General features: G+C 58.2%; 15 protein-coding genes and 1 pseudogene. 6 read left to right on the forward strand and 10 right to left on the reverse strand.

What is annotated here, in order from left to right:
• Positions 1–8: 8 nt before the first annotated feature.
• The 4 genes from CAF77_RS22495 to guaA all read left to right on the forward strand — a co-directional run bounded on the left by CAF77_RS22495 (position 9) and on the right by guaA (position 4,750).
• A complete protein-coding gene (locus tag CAF77_RS22495) occupies positions 9–776 on the forward strand; it encodes a sulfite exporter TauE/SafE family protein (protein WP_064383900.1) in 768 nt (255 codons plus the stop codon).
• Between the two features lie 163 nt (positions 777–939).
• Positions 940–1,488, forward strand: coding sequence for a hypothetical protein (locus CAF77_RS22500; RefSeq protein ID WP_011335799.1), 549 nt, complete (start codon positions 940–942; stop codon positions 1,486–1,488).
• 115 nt (positions 1,489–1,603) lie between these two features.
• Entirely contained in the window at positions 1,604–3,073 is a 1,470-nt protein-coding gene (gene guaB, locus CAF77_RS22505) for an IMP dehydrogenase (protein ID WP_011335798.1), read from the forward strand.
• 99 nt (positions 3,074–3,172) lie between these two features.
• Positions 3,173–4,750, forward strand: a complete 1,578-nt coding sequence (gene guaA / locus CAF77_RS22510) for a glutamine-hydrolyzing GMP synthase (RefSeq protein WP_011335797.1) — start codon at positions 3,173–3,175, stop codon at positions 4,748–4,750.
• A 79-nt stretch (positions 4,751–4,829) separates the two neighbouring features.
• Here the strand turns inward: guaA and CAF77_RS22515 are convergent, their stop codons facing one another.
• Positions 4,830–7,910 carry a membrane-targeted effector domain-containing toxin gene (locus CAF77_RS22515; RefSeq protein ID WP_064383899.1) on the reverse strand — a complete coding sequence of 1,027 codons (3,081 nt, stop codon included), beginning with the start codon at positions 7,908–7,910 and terminating at the stop codon, positions 4,830–4,832.
• Positions 7,911–8,108: 198 nt separating this feature from the next.
• Between CAF77_RS22515 and CAF77_RS22520 the strand changes: the two genes are divergently transcribed.
• Together CAF77_RS22520 and tadA are read left to right on the forward strand one after the other, a co-directional pair.
• Positions 8,109–9,485 (forward strand): multicopper oxidase family protein, encoded by a 1,377-nt coding sequence (locus CAF77_RS22520; protein WP_064383898.1) that lies wholly within the window; start codon positions 8,109–8,111, stop codon positions 9,483–9,485.
• Positions 9,485–9,982 carry a tRNA adenosine(34) deaminase TadA gene (gene tadA / locus CAF77_RS22525; RefSeq protein WP_064383897.1) on the forward strand — a complete coding sequence of 166 codons (498 nt, stop codon included), beginning with the start codon at positions 9,485–9,487 and terminating at the stop codon, positions 9,980–9,982. The genes CAF77_RS22520 and tadA overlap by 1 nt, the downstream gene beginning before the upstream one ends.
• Before the next feature lie 134 nt (positions 9,983–10,116).
• On the opposite strand, the gene cmoB is transcribed toward tadA, so the two are convergent.
• The 9 genes and pseudogenes from cmoB to CAF77_RS22565 form a co-directional block, all read right to left on the reverse strand.
• Positions 10,117–11,073 carry a tRNA 5-methoxyuridine(34)/uridine 5-oxyacetic acid(34) synthase CmoB gene (cmoB, locus tag CAF77_RS22530; RefSeq protein WP_064383896.1) on the reverse strand — a complete coding sequence of 319 codons (957 nt, stop codon included), beginning with the start codon at positions 11,071–11,073 and terminating at the stop codon, positions 10,117–10,119.
• Complete coding sequence (gene cmoA / locus CAF77_RS22535) at positions 11,070–11,777, reverse strand: carboxy-S-adenosyl-L-methionine synthase CmoA (RefSeq protein WP_219736936.1); 708 nt, start codon at positions 11,775–11,777, stop codon at positions 11,070–11,072. Before cmoA ends, cmoB begins: the two co-directional genes overlap by 4 nt.
• 259 nt (positions 11,778–12,036) lie before the next feature.
• Positions 12,037–12,468, reverse strand: a complete 432-nt coding sequence (locus CAF77_RS22540) for a hypothetical protein (RefSeq protein ID WP_064383895.1) — start codon at positions 12,466–12,468, stop codon at positions 12,037–12,039.
• Between the two features lie 175 nt (positions 12,469–12,643).
• A pseudogene (locus tag CAF77_RS29565) lies at positions 12,644–12,739 on the reverse strand (lysoplasmalogenase); the annotation flags it as partial.
• Positions 12,740–12,922 carry a hypothetical protein gene (locus CAF77_RS29120; RefSeq protein ID WP_139831617.1) on the reverse strand — a complete coding sequence of 61 codons (183 nt, stop codon included), beginning with the start codon at positions 12,920–12,922 and terminating at the stop codon, positions 12,740–12,742.
• A 136-nt stretch (positions 12,923–13,058) separates the two neighbouring features.
• Positions 13,059–13,715 carry a lysoplasmalogenase gene (locus CAF77_RS22550; protein WP_170928983.1) on the reverse strand — a complete coding sequence of 219 codons (657 nt, stop codon included), beginning with the start codon at positions 13,713–13,715 and terminating at the stop codon, positions 13,059–13,061.
• 2 nt (positions 13,716–13,717) lie between these two features.
• Entirely contained in the window at positions 13,718–14,110 is a 393-nt protein-coding gene (locus CAF77_RS22555; protein WP_064383893.1) for a protease inhibitor I42 family protein, read from the reverse strand.
• A 156-nt stretch (positions 14,111–14,266) separates the two neighbouring features.
• Positions 14,267–14,698, reverse strand: coding sequence for a hypothetical protein (locus CAF77_RS22560; protein ID WP_064383892.1), 432 nt, complete (start codon positions 14,696–14,698; stop codon positions 14,267–14,269).
• Positions 14,699–14,727: 29 nt separating this feature from the next.
• Complete coding sequence (locus CAF77_RS22565) at positions 14,728–15,177, reverse strand: hypothetical protein (RefSeq protein ID WP_064383891.1); 450 nt, start codon at positions 15,175–15,177, stop codon at positions 14,728–14,730.
• Between the last annotated feature and the right edge of the window lie 128 nt (positions 15,178–15,305).

Below are 15,305 nucleotides of genomic sequence, written 5' to 3' on the forward strand. Positions count from 1 at the left end.
GCGAGCGAATGAGCGTGGCGGGGTTGTTGAGCGAATGGTCGTGGGGCGCGCAGGGCTGGGTGGTGATCGGACTGGCCATCGCGCTGGCCTACATCGTGTTCGGGATTGCCGGTTTCGGCACGGCGCTGGTGGCGGGGCCGATTCTGATTCTGTTCATGCCGTTGTCGAAGATCGTGCCGTTGCTGGTGCTGCTGGATTTCGTCGCGGCGTTCGGCAATCTGCTGCCGTCGCGGCGGGATGTGGCGAAACCGGAGTTGCTGCGGCTGCTGCCGTGCATGGCGGTGGGCTGCACGCTGGGGGTGATTTTCCTGCTTAACCTCAAGTCCGATCTGCTGTTGCTGCTGATGGGGCTGTTCATCAGTGCCTACGCGGTTTATAGCTTGTGGATCAAGGCGCGACCGGCGCAGTTGTCCGCCGGGTGGGCATTGCCGATGGGTACGGTGGGCGGGCTGTTCGGAGCGTTGTTCGGCAGTGGCGGCTTTCTGTATGCGATCTACCTCAACAGCCGACTGCCCAAGGACGCGGCGCGGGCCACGCAAAGTGCGCTGATCAGTTGCAGCACGGTGGTGCGTTTGAGTCTGTTCACCATCGCCGGGGTGTATGCCGAGCTACCTTTGTTGATGCTAGCGCTGTGCCTGTTGCCGGCTATGGCGCTGGGGCTGTGGATTGGACGTCGACTGACCATGCGATTGTCCCGCGAAGCCTTCGTGCGGCTGGTGACCTGGCTGGTGCTGGCGAGCGGTCTGGCGCTGATCGGTCGATATTTAAGCACTTGACCGGATTGTCTCAGGGATTAAGCTGCCGGCCTTTAGGGCCTCTTCGCGGGCAAGCCCGCTCCCACAGATTTCTCAGATGTACACAGGATGTGTGAGCGACTGAGAACCTTGTGGGAGCGGGCTTGCCCGCGAAGGCGTCAGAAGCCATACCGCAGGACTTTTCATGAATTCGCAGAGCATCATCGTCCCGAAAATCTCCAACCTGCCGGTGCACGAGCCCCGGGCCCGGGCGATCCTGCGCTGGCTGGTGCGCAAGAATATCGTCAAGGAAGAACTGAGCACCTGCGGACGCACTGGCAATCGAATGGCCTACGCCATAGCCGATGGTGCCCGCGCGGTGGTGCTGCATCCCGAGGCGCTGCCGTTCGGTGAGCCGATCAATGGGCTGGAAGTCATCACCAAACGCTGCATCTACACCCCGGCCAAGGGTTTTCTCGAAGAGGCCGGTTGCGCCGAGTGCCGGCAGGAGATCGGCGAAGCGCTGTTCGAAAGTCTGGAAGACTGGATGCCGGGCCGCACCGACAACTTCACCTGCCCCGAATGCGGGCATGAAGACGATATCAACGGTTTTCTGTATTTACAGGAATGCGGGTTTTCCAACCTCGGTTTCATCTTCAACAACTGGCTGGAGGCGGGGTTCAAGCAGAGTTTCATCGACGAATTCGCCGACTGGCTGGATCAGCCGGTGAGCTGGGTCAAGGTCGAGCTGTAAGGGCAACTTTTCCCGTACATCAGCAACATTGATATAAGACAAGTTTTACATTGAGCCCGGTAGGGTGTCTGAGTATAATGGCGCGCTTCCATTTTCCCGCTCGGGAGCCCCCGCGATGCTGCGTATCAGCCAAGAAGCTCTGACCTTCGACGACATTCTCCTAGTGCCCGGTTATTCCGAGGTGCTTCCTAACGAAGTCAGTCTGAAGACCCGCCTTACCCGTGGCATCGAGCTGAACATTCCTCTGGTTTCTGCCGCCATGGACACCGTCACCGAAGCCCGTCTGGCAATTGCCATGGCTCAGGAAGGTGGCATCGGCATTATCCACAAGAACATGACCATCGAGCAGCAAGCTGCCGAAGTTCGCAAGGTCAAGAAGTTCGAAGCCGGTGTGGTCAAGGACCCAATCACCATCGAGGCTGACGCCACGGTTCGTGATCTGTTCGAACTGACCCGCATGCACAACATTTCCGGCGTTCCGGTGCTGCACGATGGCGACCTGGTCGGCATCGTCACTTCCCGTGACGTACGCTTCGAAACCCGTCTGGATGCCACCGTTCGTGAAGTGATGACGCCCAAAGAGCGTCTGGTCACTGTTCGCGAAGGCGCCGACAAGAACGAAGTCCGCGAGCTGCTGCACAAGCACCGCCTGGAAAAAGTCCTGATCGTCGACGACAAGTTTGCCCTCAAAGGCATGATGACCGTCAAAGACATCGAAAAAGCCAAGGCCTACCCGCTGGCCAGCAAGGACGACCAGGGTCGTCTGCGCGTTGGCGCTGCAGTCGGTACCGGTAAAGACACCGGTGACCGCGTTGCAGCCCTGGTCAATGCCGGTGTGGATGTGGTGGTGGTCGACACCGCTCACGGTCACTCCAAGGGTGTGATCGACCGCGTTCGCTGGGTCAAAGAGAATTTCCCTGAAGTGCAGGTGATCGGCGGCAACATCGCCACCGGCGCTGCCGCCAAGGCTCTGGCCGAAGCTGGCGCCGACGCCGTCAAGGTCGGTATCGGCCCTGGCTCGATCTGCACCACCCGTATCGTCGCCGGTGTCGGCGTTCCGCAAATCAGTGCCATCGCCAACGTTGCCGCTGCCCTCGAAGGCACCGGTGTTCCGTTGATCGCCGACGGCGGTATCCGTTTCTCCGGTGACCTGTCCAAGGCCATCGTGGCTGGTGCTTCCTGCGTGATGATGGGCTCGATGTTCGCCGGTACCGAAGAAGCGCCGGGCGAGATCGAACTGTTCCAGGGTCGTTCGTACAAGGCTTATCGCGGCATGGGTTCGCTGGGCGCCATGTCCCAGGCGCAAGGTTCCTCCGACCGTTACTTCCAGGACTCCTCGGCAGGCGCCGAGAAGCTTGTACCTGAAGGGATCGAAGGCCGTGTTCCTTACAAGGGCACCCTGAGCGCGATCATCCACCAGTTGATGGGCGGTCTGCGTTCTTCGATGGGTTACACCGGCAGCGCCAACATCGAAGAAATGCGCACCAAGCCTGAGTTCGTGCGGATCACCGGTGCCGGCATGGCCGAGTCCCACGTTCACGACGTGCAGATCACCAAGGAAGCGCCAAACTACCGCGTAGGTTGAGCCTTCAAGCAACAAGCTAAGCAACCGGGGCTGTTTTATTCAGCCCCGAGTTGTTTCTGAATCACGACTGTTTCTGAATGACTTAGACGAGACTGAATCATGGCCCTCGATATTCACGCTCACCGCATCCTGATCCTCGACTTCGGCTCGCAATACACCCAACTGATCGCCCGCCGCGTGCGCGAGATCGGTGTGTACTGCGAACTGCACCCGTTCGACATGGACGAAGATGCGATCCGCGAATTTGCGCCAAAAGGCGTGATCCTCGCCGGCGGTCCCGAGTCCGTGCACGAAGCCAACAGCCCGCGCTGCCCGCAAGCGGTGTTCGACCTGGGCGTTCCGGTCTTCGGTATCTGCTACGGCATGCAGACCATGGCCGAGCAACTGGGCGGCAAGGTTGAAGGCTCCGAACTGCGTGAGTTCGGTTATGCCCGTGTTGACGTGGTCGGCAAGAGCCGTCTGCTCGACGGCATCGAAGACCACATCGACGCCGACGGCCTGTTCGGCCTCGACGTGTGGATGAGCCACGGTGACAAGGTCACCAAGATGCCAAGCGACTTCCACATCCTGGCCAGCACCCCGAGCTGTCCGATCGCCGGCATGTTCAACGACGAGCGCGCTTACTACGGCGTACAGTTCCACCCGGAAGTGACCCACACCAAGCAGGGCGGTCGCATCCTGTCGCGTTTCGTTCTCGACATCTGCGGCTGTGAAGCCCTGTGGACCCCGTCGAAGATCGCCGAAGACGCCATCGCCAACATCCGCGCACAGGTCGGTACCGACAACGTGCTGCTGGGTCTGTCCGGCGGTGTGGATTCCTCGGTGGTTGCGGCGCTGCTGCACAAGGCCATCGGTGATCAGCTGACCTGCGTCTTCGTCGACAACGGCCTGCTGCGTCTGCATGAAGGCGAGCAGGTGATGGCCATGTTCGCCGAGAACATGGGCGTCAAGGTGATCCGCGCCAACGCGGAAGACCAGTTCCTGAACAACCTGGCCGGCGAAGCCGATCCGGAGAAGAAGCGCAAGATCATCGGTCGTACCTTCATCGACGTGTTCGATGCCGAATCCTGCAAACTGGACAACATCAAGTACCTGGCTCAGGGCACCATCTACCCGGACGTGATCGAGTCGGCTGGCGCGAAAAGCGGCAAGGCCCACGTGATCAAGTCGCACCACAACGTGGGCGGCCTGCCGGAAGAAATGAACCTGAAACTGGTCGAGCCACTGCGCGAACTGTTCAAGGACGAAGTCCGTCGTCTGGGCCTGGAACTGGGCCTGCCGTACGACATGGTCTACCGTCACCCGTTCCCGGGCCCGGGCCTGGGCGTGCGCATCCTTGGCGAAGTGAAGAAGGAATACGCCGACCTGCTGCGTCGCGCCGACCACATCTTCATCGAAGAACTGCGCAAGGCCGACTGGTACCACAAGGTCAGCCAGGCGTTTGTCGTGTTCCAGCCGGTGAAATCGGTTGGCGTGGTCGGCGATGGCCGCCGTTACGCCTGGGTCGTGGCCCTGCGTGCCGTGGAAACCATCGACTTCATGACCGCACGTTGGGCACACCTGCCTTACGAACTGCTGGAAACCGTTTCCGGCCGCATCATCAATGAAATCGAAGGCATCTCCCGCGTGACTTACGACGTGTCGAGCAAGCCGCCGGCGACGATTGAGTGGGAGTGATCCCGCGACACCGGTTGTATTGATGCAATGAAAAACCCTGGCTTCGGCCAGGGTTTTTTTGTTTGTGGCAATGGGCAGGTCAGTGGGGAAGGCGGCTTTGCAGTTGCAGCCCCATCTGTTTCAGTGCGCTGGATAACTGCTCAAGATTATCGTAGGGGACGCGGTGTACCGGACCCCAGGATGGGCGATCAATGTAATAGCGCCCGTCTGCGAAGGTCTGGACAGGGGTTTGTACAATCTCGCCGTTCACACTTCTGTGGAACAACCGATAGGTACCTTGCGAACGTTCGAAAACATACATGCCCGCGCGATACAGGAGTCGGTGTATTTGCAGTTCGCTTCGGCTGACCGGCGCCGCTTCCAATTGCACCAGCGCGTCGACGTAATGGGTATCGAAAGTCCCGCGTTGTACCAGCGTTTCTGAATGCGGGCCCCGTTCTATATCGATGCCTGGGTCCGGTGAGACACGTTCGCCCAGTCCCGGATCAACTTCTTCAATGCGCAAGCCAATGCCGCCTTCCAGTTCGCTGATGCCGGCAACGCCCCTGAACGTATTGGTGTTTTCCACGCCTGTCAGTACCACCCACTTGCCGACGTCATTCAGGTTCTTGTCGATAAACATGATGTCGGCTGTCAGGTGATTGGTCATGATTTGCTCCTCGGGCCGTGCGAGCGTATCGGGCCTTTTGTAGGAGGCCGCGCAATCGGTCGCCTGGACTCGAATACCGTTTTCTCGGGCGCTTTTGACCAGTGCCAGTTCGTCGAACCGCCCTGCCGGATCGGTACCGAGGCGACTCAGGTACTGCTGCAAGTCCTCGGACATGACGCCGGACTTGAAGTATGCATTCAGGTCAGCCTGGGCAAAGTCGCTGAGCAGTCGGCGCACATAAAGCGTCTTGACGCCTTCGCGCGCCAGAGCAGGCATGTTTTCAATGATCAGTCGCATGCTGGTGATTCGGCCCGGGGTTTCGCCGATCACCAGACCGGGCGCTTCCTTGAGTGCCTGTGCTACGAAATCCATGAAGGTCATTGAAGAGGTAATTGCAGGTATCGGCGGGCGTGGCGGCAGGTTTGCCCATGGCAGGTTCTTGTAGAAGCGCCTGGCGGAGATCCGAAGCGCGCGGGCTTTATCGGCGAAATACAGGGCATAGCGATCCGGAGCGATCAGCCCGCCGTCAGGGCCAATTCGCAGTTGAATATGGGTTTCACGTAATTGCAGGGCCCAACGCCTCAGTTCGAACTCCCGCTGCGGATCGACTGCGTAAGGCGTCTTGACCAGTCGGATGTTCGGCGGCTCGCTGGGCGCAGGGTTTGACGGTCCAGGTTGTGTGACCAACGGCTCCGGCTCAGCGGGCGAGGGTTCGCGTGTATCAAGTTCAAGTGCCACATCGACGGTGCATTGCCTGCCCAGGCACTGGCCGCCTCCCTTGAGTCCCAGTCGGGTCATGCGCTCCCACAGGCCTTCGCTGTTCAAGCGCACGGGTATGGCGTGGATCAGTTGGCTGGGTTTGGCCGGGTCGATGATCGCCCAGAATCCGCCACCCTGTGAGTCGTTGAAGTAACGGACGCAGTAGGCCGTGTCGTTCATCTGGATGGCGTAGGGAGGATCGGTGTCGAGTCTGTAGATGCCGCGATATTTGCCCGGCTCCGTAACCGGATCAAGACCGTCGAGGATTGCGTTGGATTGAAAGCGTTGCGGGATTTGTGAAGCTTGCACTGGTTCGGATATGACCGAGGGCTGTTCTGGCAGAACAGGCACGATGTCATTCGGTTGTTCTGGCTCCAGTTCCGCTGCTGTATCGGCTTCTGTCAGTTCGCTTGCTTCGATGGCTTCTGACGGCACGTCGAGCTCCGCCAGTGCGCCTGTGCCCTTGAGAAACGGAATATTAAACAGCGCGTCGATGCCGCTGAAAATGGCCGCCAGGACACCTTCCTTGCGTTCCGCGGCAGTCCTGCCATTGACCGCCCTGTCAATGTTCAGCCCCATGTCGGCGAGACTGGCGCCAATGACCGGCAATGCCACGGGCCAGCCCACTACGGTCATCGGGCCAAATATTTTCAGGCCGGCGCTCAGATAACCGATCCACAGTTTCTTGCGCAGATCCGCGTTTGAGGTCAGGGAAAGATCCGCTTCGGCGAACATCGCGCTATGGGCACAGTCACGCAGCCAGCTGAATGCATCCACCGTGACCGTGTGATCGTTACGGTTGATCAGATGATGATCCGAATGCCCCCAGGTGCTGACCAGTCGATTCATCAGGTCACTGATGTGTTCGGTCATCCAGTGCCGGTCAGCCAGCGAGAAATGTTTGAGGAAGAGCTCACGCGGCGCTTTCTCGTTCAACTGTTGCAAGGCCCACCAATGCAGGTCAGCGGGGGTGTCCAGCACATGAAATGGCTGGTTGTCGCCGGGCACATAAAGGATTTGCCGGCCGGTCGAGTCGATGATGCGCAGGATGTCGGTGGCCACGCGGCCGTCGATATCCAGTGCGCAAACCCGCAGGCCATGGCCGGGCATGAACTCGGCTTGCAGACTTGGCAGGCTCACGGGCCAGCTCAGCGGTCCGATGACCGCGCTGATTGCAGTCTGGAAGTCTTCGTCGTTCAGGTGGCCGAGCTCCCGGGCTTCAACGGCTTTGCCGAGGAAGTTGCATTTGGCCAGTGTGCGGAATTCGCTGGAGTGCTGATTCCAGAACGACTGCAACCCGTTGCGGTAACGCTCGCTGAAATTGAGGTTCCAGAAGTCGTTGATCACCTCGTGACCGTGCAGCCGGACTTCGTTGCTTGCATCGAAGTTTTCGGAGTCTGGTCCTGCGCTGTAAAAACCGCCGTATACACCGAGCAAGTCGGCGTTGTCCTGATCCGTGGCGCGGAACCGGTGTATTACCAGTTGCGTCAGGGTCAGGCTTTCATAGGGCTTTTCGCCATAGTGCTGCCAACCGGTGAATGATGTGGACAGGCTCTGAGCTGTTCTGAATCGATGGTAATAGACGTGATCGGGGTCGAGGCCGGTAACGCCCTGCCTGGCGAGAACTTCAATGGCAACCTGTCGGGCCGTGTCGTTGAGACTCGGGCACGCCGTGACTACTTGGGTGGCCATGACCTTGAGTGCAGCTCTGTCGGCGTCATTGGGCAGCGTACGTTGTTCTGTCGGGTTCATTCGCTCTATTCCTTGAGAGTGAGGTCGGAGGGTGACCCATTCGCTCAAGGGAAGTGCGGTACAGGGTTACTACCCGAGATCGTCTTTGATGTGCGGCCATCCGCCACGCTGCCCTTACCGTTTCGCAGGCGCAGGTGTATCGTATTCGCCTTTTGCGGGCGCACAGGCCCGCCGCAGATACGTGAGGTAGTTGAGTTCATGTCCTTTACCCGTCGCCAAATCCTCGGTGGCCTGGCCGGTCTTGTTGTCGTTGGCGTGGGAGCGGGGGGCGCGTCGCGTTACTGGCTGGGCAAGTTGGCCGATGCCGACGCAGGGCATGACTATGAGCTGATCGCTGCACCGCTGGACGTCGAGCTGGTACCGGGGCGCAAGACCGAAGCCTGGGCCTTCGGCCCATCGGCGCCGGGCACCGAATTGCGCGTGCGTCAGGGTGAGTGGCTGCGGGTGCGCTTCATCAACCATCTGCCCGTGGCGACGACCATTCACTGGCACGGGATCCGTCTGCCGCTGGAAATGGACGGCGTACCCTATGTTTCGCAACTGCCGGTACTGCCGGGTGAATACTTCGATTACAAATTCCGGGTGCCGGACGCCGGCAGTTACTGGTATCACCCGCACGTCAGCAGCAGCGAGGAGCTCGGGCGCGGGCTGGTCGGACCGTTGATTGTCGAGGAGCGCGAGCCGACCGGGTTCAAGTACGAAAAGACCCTGAGCCTGAAGAACTGGCACATCGACGACGAGGGCAACTTCGTCGAATTCAGCATCCCGCGTGAAGCCGCCCGTGGCGGTACGGCGGGGCGGCTGTCGACGATCAACGGCGTGCCGACCCCGGTGATCGAGTTGCCGGCCGGGCAGATCACCCGCGTACGCCTGCTCAATCTCGACAACACCCTGACCTATCGCATCAACATTCCCGGCGTTGAAGCGCAGATCTATGCGCTGGATGGCAACCCGGTCGAGCCGCGCCCGTTGGGCAAGGAATACTGGCTCGGCCCCGGCATGCGCATCTGCCTGGCGATCAAGGCACCGCCGGCCGGCGAGGAACTGTCGCTGCGCAACGGTCCGGTTCGATTGGGCACCCTGCGTTCGGTGGCCAACAACGACGCGCCGACCGACTGGCCGAAAGCACTGCCGGCCAACCCGGTGGCCGAGCCGGACCTGGCCAGGGCCGAGAAACTCAACTTCAATTTCGAATGGGTCGGTTCGGTGTCGGTGAATGTCGACAACGGCAAGCCACCGAGCCTGTGGCAGATCAACGGCAAGGCCTGGGACATCACCGACAAGACCTGCGCCGACCGGCCAATCGCCAGCCTGAAACTCGGCCAGAGCTATATTTTCGAACTGAAGAACATGACTCAGTACCAGCACCCGATCCACCTGCACGGCATGAGTTTCAAGGTGATTGCGTCGAACCGGCACAAGATCGTGCCGTACTTCACCGACACCTACCTGCTGGGCAAGAACGAGCGCGCGCAAGTGGCGCTGGTGGCGGATAACCCCGGGGTGTGGATGTTCCACTGCCACGTGATCGACCACATGGAAACCGGCCTGATGGCCGCCATCGAGGTGAAGTGATGCGCCAGATTCGCCCCGCGGCGATCATCGACCGCAGCCGTGACCGCGACTTCATGCGCGAGGCGCTGGAGCTGGCGGCGCAAGGTGCAGCACTCGGCGAAGTGCCGGTGGGCGCGGTGCTGGTGCAGGACGGCGAGATCATTGGCCGTGGTTTCAACTGCCCGATCAGCACCAGTGATCCCAGCGCACACGCTGAAATGGTCGCGATCCGCGCTGCCGCGCAAGCGGTGGATAACTATCGTCTGCCGGGCAGCACGCTCTACGTGACGCTCGAGCCGTGCAGCATGTGCGCCGGGCTGATCGTGCATTCGCGGGTTTCGCGGGTGGTGTACGGCGCGCTGGAGCCCAAGGCCGGGATTGTGCAGAGCCAGGGCCAGTTCTTCACTCAGGGCTTTCTCAACCATCGCGTGCTGTATGAAGGCGGGGTGCTGGCGGAAGAGTGTGGGGCGGTGTTGACCGAGTTCTTCAGAGCGCGGCGGGCAAAACCCGCAGACTGAAGAACTCCATCAAACCCTGTGGGAGCTGGCTTGCCAGCGATGGCGTCGGCACATCAAGCATTGATGTCGATTGATCCACCGTTATCGCTGGCAAGCCAGCTCCCACAATTTTTTGCAGTGTCTGGAAGGGATCGTTACTTCTTCGCGACGATGACCGCCCGCATCGGCGCCGGCAACCCTTCGATCGTCTTGCTGTGATCTTCCGGATCAAGGAAATCACTCAGCGACTGATACTTCATCCACTCTGTCCCGCGCTGCTCTTGAACAGTGGTGGTGCTCACATCCACGCATTTCACGTCAGTAAACCCGGCACGACGCAGCCACAATTCCAGCGCCGGCACCGACGGCAGAAACCACACGTTACGCATCTGCGCATAACGGTCTTCCGGCACCAGCACCTGATGCTTGTCACCTTCGACTACCAACGTCTCCAGCACCAGTTCGCCACCCTTCACCAGGCAATCCTTCAACGCCAGCAAATGCTCGATCGGCGAGCGACGGTGATAGAACACACCCATCGAAAACACCGTGTCGAAGCCTTCAAGATTCGGCGGCAGGTCTTCGAACGGGAACGGCAGGTGCCAGGCATTCGGCTCTGACAGATAACGCTGTACCGCCTGGAACTGGCAGAAGAACAGCCAGTTAGGATCGACTCCGATCACGCTGTCGGCGCCGGCACCGAGCATGCGCCACATGTAGTAGCCGTTACCGCAACCGACATCGAGGATGCGTTTGCCCTTCAGATCCAGATGCGGAGAAACCCGCGACCACTTCCAGTCCGAACGCCATTCGGTATCGACGTGCACGCCGAACAGATCGAACGGCCCCTTGCGCCACGGCGACAGCCCCATCAGCGCAGTGCGCATTTGTGCACGGGTTTCATCGTCGCAATCGGTATCGAGTTTCAAACCGTTGAGCAGGTCGACTTCGCTCGGCTGGATCTTCGGCAGGGCGTCCAGCGCACTTTGCCAGCGCTCCAGATCGCCGTGGCCTTTTTCCATTTTCTTGTCGAGCTGCACTTGCAGGGTGTTGGCCCATTCGGCCAGCGGCGTGCCGGCCAGCCGGCGGGCGAGGGGGGACAGATCAATCATGGCAAGGCAATCAACGAGGCAAAGTTAAGACACTGGAACCACGGCACGACTTTCGAGAACCCGGCGGCCAGCAGACGCTCGCGGTGTTCTTCGAGGCTGTCGGGCTTCATGACGTTTTCGATGGCGCTGCGCTTCTGGGCGATTTCCAGTTCGCTGTAACCGTTGGCGCGCTTGAACGCGACGTGCAGATCGGTCAGCAGCGCATGTTCTTCGGCATCGTTGAAGCGCAGCTTCTCCGACAGAATCAGCGCGCCGCCCGGCAGCAACGATTGGCGAATACGCGACAGCAACGCCGTGCGCTGATCCGGGGCGATGAATTGCAGAGTGAAGTTCAGCGCCACCACCGAGGCCGGTTTGAAATCGAGGGCGAGGATGTCGCCTTCGATCACCTCGACCGGCAGCAACTCCTGGAACATCGAATCCTGACCGTTGAGATACTCGCGGCAGCGTTCGACCATCGCCGCCGAGTTGTCCACTGCGATCACCCGGCAACCGTCGGTGCGCACATGGCGACGCAGGGCTTGGGTGACGGCGCCGAGGGACGAACCGAGGTCGTAGAGCACGCTGTTCGGTTGAGCGAACTGCGCCGCGAGCACGCCGAGGTTCTCGACGATGGTCGGGTAACCCGGCACCGAACGCTTGATCATGTCCGGGAACACCCGCACCACGTCTTCGTTGAAGGCGAAGTCAGGCACCTGGGCCATCGGCTGGGCGAAAATGCGATCGGGTTCTTTGCTCACGGCGGTTCCGGCGGTGTCGATGAAAAGGCCGGCATTTTAGCCAAACTGGCGCGCAGATGCGCGGGTTGTCTGATAAACCGTGTATCGGGGCGTGGGGGGGAGGCCTTGTGTGAATTGGGTTCATTCTGTTGTTTGAGGACTTCACACGTCTTCAGACTCAGGCTCTGGCAACCGCAGGGTTTGCCGCCTGAGTCTGACGTTTATATCTGGGAGAGTTTTTTGATTATCGACGGCGCGAATTGGTGGTGCTCCAGTTCACGTCGAACAGCCCATTTACTCTGATACCGGGGTTGTTGCCACCCGCGTAATCCTCTTTCGTCTGAATGTCGTACACACCGTAAATGTGCTGGGACGCATGATCGACCGTGAGCTTCAGGGTCATGGATATTGGGGTGTAACGGATATTGACCCAGCCAGTCAGTACTCCGACTTGAACGACAGGGCTGTCGAGCGAGTATTGCCCGCTTGTGATAGCAGGATCAAATCGAAAGATCATTTGCTCAAGTTGATGCTCCCAGTCGTCCCGTGCCCCAGTGATTTCGAGATACCTTCCCGAGTATCCCTGCGCATAGTAAAACTCGCCTGCCTCACCGCTATCAATTTGGTAAGTGAACGTATTGGCCACCGAATTGGATGAACCGCTCTGAATGCCCATATTCAAAATCCTCTGATGTGCGACAAAAGGAAGTGAAGTCGCTGGCGCAGTTTAAGATTGGAAAAAGCGGCTGATAACTGTCAGAACTTACAGTCTTTAATTCTACTTAATTATGGGTGGCGGATTTTTAGTTCAAATATATCTATCTCTATTTTGGAAAGTGGAGGCGGTGATAAACACGAACGCCAACGCGCCAGAGCATGGCGCTGATGGCGGTGCCGTAGACGATCACCGGCACGGTCAACGGCCCGAGTCCACTGGAAATGAGGATTCAGGCACCTGGGCCACCGGCTGGGTGAAAGTGCGATCGGGTTCTTTGGATCCCGCCAATAGCAATAGTTCTTCCATCGCTTATCAATAAAAGATTTTCGGCATTAAAGTTATCAATACCATTCACACTGGCGGTCAAGGTGCCGGTTGCGATTAAGGGTGAGGTATTGTTTGGTGAATTCATGATCAGATCCTTTTGATAGCCTGAAAACTTTATTATCTTTAGGGCTGGCTGATCTTATGAAGTTGGAAAATGAGCGTCTACTGTAATAAATGACAGTGCTTTAGATCGTTGCGTAATAAAATATGCCGACACAAGCTTAATTTGTGTCGGGGTATAAATTTTTTTGGCTTCTCGCAAATGCCGATGCCGCAATCCCCCACTGCCCCAACCAGTAACTGAGGATGATCACGTAAGGTGCCGCATGAAATGGTGCGACAAACCGGTTGATGCCGATCACGCTGTCAGAGAACACGAACGCCACCGCGCCACCCGCCGCGAGCAGCGCTGAGCGTTGTGGTACGCCGCTGCCGAGTCGGGCGAGCGCGCGCCAGAGCATGGCGCTGATGGCGGTGCCGTAGACGATCACTGGCACGGTCAATGGACCGAGCCCGCTGGAAATCAGGATACCCAACAACACGGCGCCCACACTGAGCGCCAGGATCAGCGGCAGCAGGGCCAGGCGCCGGCAATCGCTGAGGTAGGCCTTGAGGTACGACAGATGCGCCAGCAGAAACGCCCCCAGACCAAACACAAACAGATCCCCCGGCCACGCCAGCAATACATCGCCGACTAGCGAGAAAATCAGACCGAGGCTGATCCAGCGCCGATAGTCGCTGGGTGGCGCGTCATGCAGCCAGCCGAGCAACGCCAACACCGGCAACGGTTTGACCAGCAGACACAGCAGCGCTGCATGGGTGCTGAGGCCATAGAGAAAGGTCACTGCGCCCATCAGCGCCAGGATCAGCCAGCCCACGATCAGTTCACCGAAATGGCGCAGTCAAAGGTCTCCACCGGCAACACTTCCGGCGCCCAGGGTTGCTGCGAAGTCAGGCGCAGACGCCCGGTGCCGGGGGCGAAAGCCTGGAATCGCCAGGTCGAGAGACCGGCCGCGCCAACCACGCCGGCATCTTCCGGGTTGCTGTAGACCTCGGGACTGAGGGCGCGCAATACGCCGCCGGCCGAATCCTGGATGGCCCAGCGGTAACCGGTAGTCGGGTTGCTCGGGAGCGTGACGATCAGATTTTGCCCGTTGCTCAGCCGCACCGGGCATTCGCTCTGTTTTTCCACGGTCACGTTGGTTTTCGGTTGCGTGGCGCAGGCGGCCAGCAGGGCGAGGGACAGCGGGACAAACAGGCGAAGGGGGGACATGGACTCAGTGGCTCCGGCGTTGGCGACGAACGGCGAGCATAACTGAAGATGAGACAAATTGTGACGGCGAAGGACGCGATTCAGGGGCATTTCGCTGTGAGTGATGGAGATCTATCTGTGAAGTTTTCCAAGAGAATCCACAGATAGAGTCAATGCCTAGACATGGTGGATCAGAATACTTCCGAAGCCTGAAATTTTACAGCTCTGATCAAGTAAGTCCGAAGTTGCTTCCAGTTCTATTTTCGATACATCGTATTTGAACAGGTTGCTTGATAATTTGGTCGTTGTACTTTCCAGATCTTGTTGGATGTTGTTGTAATGCACTTGGTTTAATCCATTTCTTCCCAATGTGCTCTGGGCAATAGAGATAACTATGGGAGCTTCCTCTTGAGAGATTTTGAGAGTTATTATCTGTTTGGATGCAGAGTTTTCCGTCAGAATGTCCAGTTCCACGGTTTTTCCGTCAGACGTCCAGCCATCCACGTTATCCGTTACAATTGTTTTTGAAGAAAAGCTAAATCCTTCAGCTTTGATATCGATCGTTAATTGAAATTTCGCGGTTACAACAACAGCGTTCAGGTTTGACATGGTCTTGCCACTCTGGGTTGTCGTTTGGTTTATTGCATTTCATTAATCAGGAGTTTTGCGGTTCCTGTTATTGTGCGCTTGTGATCGCCATCATTAGAGAGTGCCTCAAAACTTAATTGGGTTATCTCAAAAAAGGATGTCTGGGGTGTCAGTTGTGTTTTTATTGAAGTGATCATGGCGTTGGAAATGTCAAAGGAAAAAAGTTCCCTTGAAGGTCTGTGGTCTGCAGTATTCCTGTACTCATGATAACCAACGACTTTAGGGTTGTCGGGGTCTGCAAGCGAGATTTGCACTTGAACTTCACTGGCTTGTCCCTTGTATTGAACCAAATCGATACTAATGCTGTTGCTCAATTGACTGAATGCTCCTTCAGGGGTCATTTCAAGGTCGGTGAGCGGGGCAGGGATGTTTGCTATCGTTCCGGTTCTTGTAAAGTCAGCTTTTCCGCTTGCGAACAGATATTTGATTTGCTGGGGCATGATGGCGGCCTGCTCGTTGGATCGAGCAGGCAGTGTGGTTTTCCAGGAATGATATTGAAACTGTCATATGTGACAGTTTTTTATTCTTTTTTATAATTATGGCTATCGCTGTTTTTTATATGCAGAAG

Origin of the sequence: Pseudomonas sp. R15(2017) (assembly GCF_002112685.1) — a bacterium.
In the GTDB taxonomy this organism is placed as follows: Bacteria; Pseudomonadota; Gammaproteobacteria; order Pseudomonadales; family Pseudomonadaceae; genus Aquipseudomonas; species Aquipseudomonas glycinae.

What these genes read in the sequence shown, in the direction of transcription:
- tadA (WP_064383897.1), top strand. Translation starts at nt 9,485, where the DNA reads ATGCGCCAGATTCGCCCCGCGGCGATCATCGACCGCAGCCGTGACCGC.
- CAF77_RS22515 (WP_064383899.1), bottom strand. Translation starts at nt 7,910, where the DNA reads ATGAACCCGACAGAACAACGTACGCTGCCCAATGACGCCGACAGAGCT.
- CAF77_RS22565 (WP_064383891.1), bottom strand. Translation starts at nt 15,177, where the DNA reads ATGCCCCAGCAAATCAAATATCTGTTCGCAAGCGGAAAAGCTGACTTT.
- CAF77_RS22540 (WP_064383895.1), bottom strand. Translation starts at nt 12,468, where the DNA reads ATGGGCATTCAGAGCGGTTCATCCAATTCGGTGGCCAATACGTTCACT.
- cmoA (WP_219736936.1), bottom strand. Translation starts at nt 11,777, where the DNA reads ATGGCCCAGGTGCCTGACTTCGCCTTCAACGAAGACGTGGTGCGGGTG.
- guaA (WP_011335797.1), top strand. Translation starts at nt 3,173, where the DNA reads ATGGCCCTCGATATTCACGCTCACCGCATCCTGATCCTCGACTTCGGC.
- CAF77_RS22555 (WP_064383893.1), bottom strand. Translation starts at nt 14,110, where the DNA reads ATGTCCCCCCTTCGCCTGTTTGTCCCGCTGTCCCTCGCCCTGCTGGCC.
- CAF77_RS22495 (WP_064383900.1), top strand. Translation starts at nt 9, where the DNA reads ATGAGCGTGGCGGGGTTGTTGAGCGAATGGTCGTGGGGCGCGCAGGGC.
- CAF77_RS22500 (WP_011335799.1), top strand. Translation starts at nt 940, where the DNA reads ATGAATTCGCAGAGCATCATCGTCCCGAAAATCTCCAACCTGCCGGTG.
- guaB (WP_011335798.1), top strand. Translation starts at nt 1,604, where the DNA reads ATGCTGCGTATCAGCCAAGAAGCTCTGACCTTCGACGACATTCTCCTA.
- CAF77_RS22520 (WP_064383898.1), top strand. Translation starts at nt 8,109, where the DNA reads ATGTCCTTTACCCGTCGCCAAATCCTCGGTGGCCTGGCCGGTCTTGTT.
- CAF77_RS22560 (WP_064383892.1), bottom strand. Translation starts at nt 14,698, where the DNA reads ATGTCAAACCTGAACGCTGTTGTTGTAACCGCGAAATTTCAATTAACG.
- cmoB (WP_064383896.1), bottom strand. Translation starts at nt 11,073, where the DNA reads ATGATTGATCTGTCCCCCCTCGCCCGCCGGCTGGCCGGCACGCCGCTG.
- CAF77_RS29120 (WP_139831617.1), bottom strand. Translation starts at nt 12,922, where the DNA reads ATGAATTCACCAAACAATACCTCACCCTTAATCGCAACCGGCACCTTG.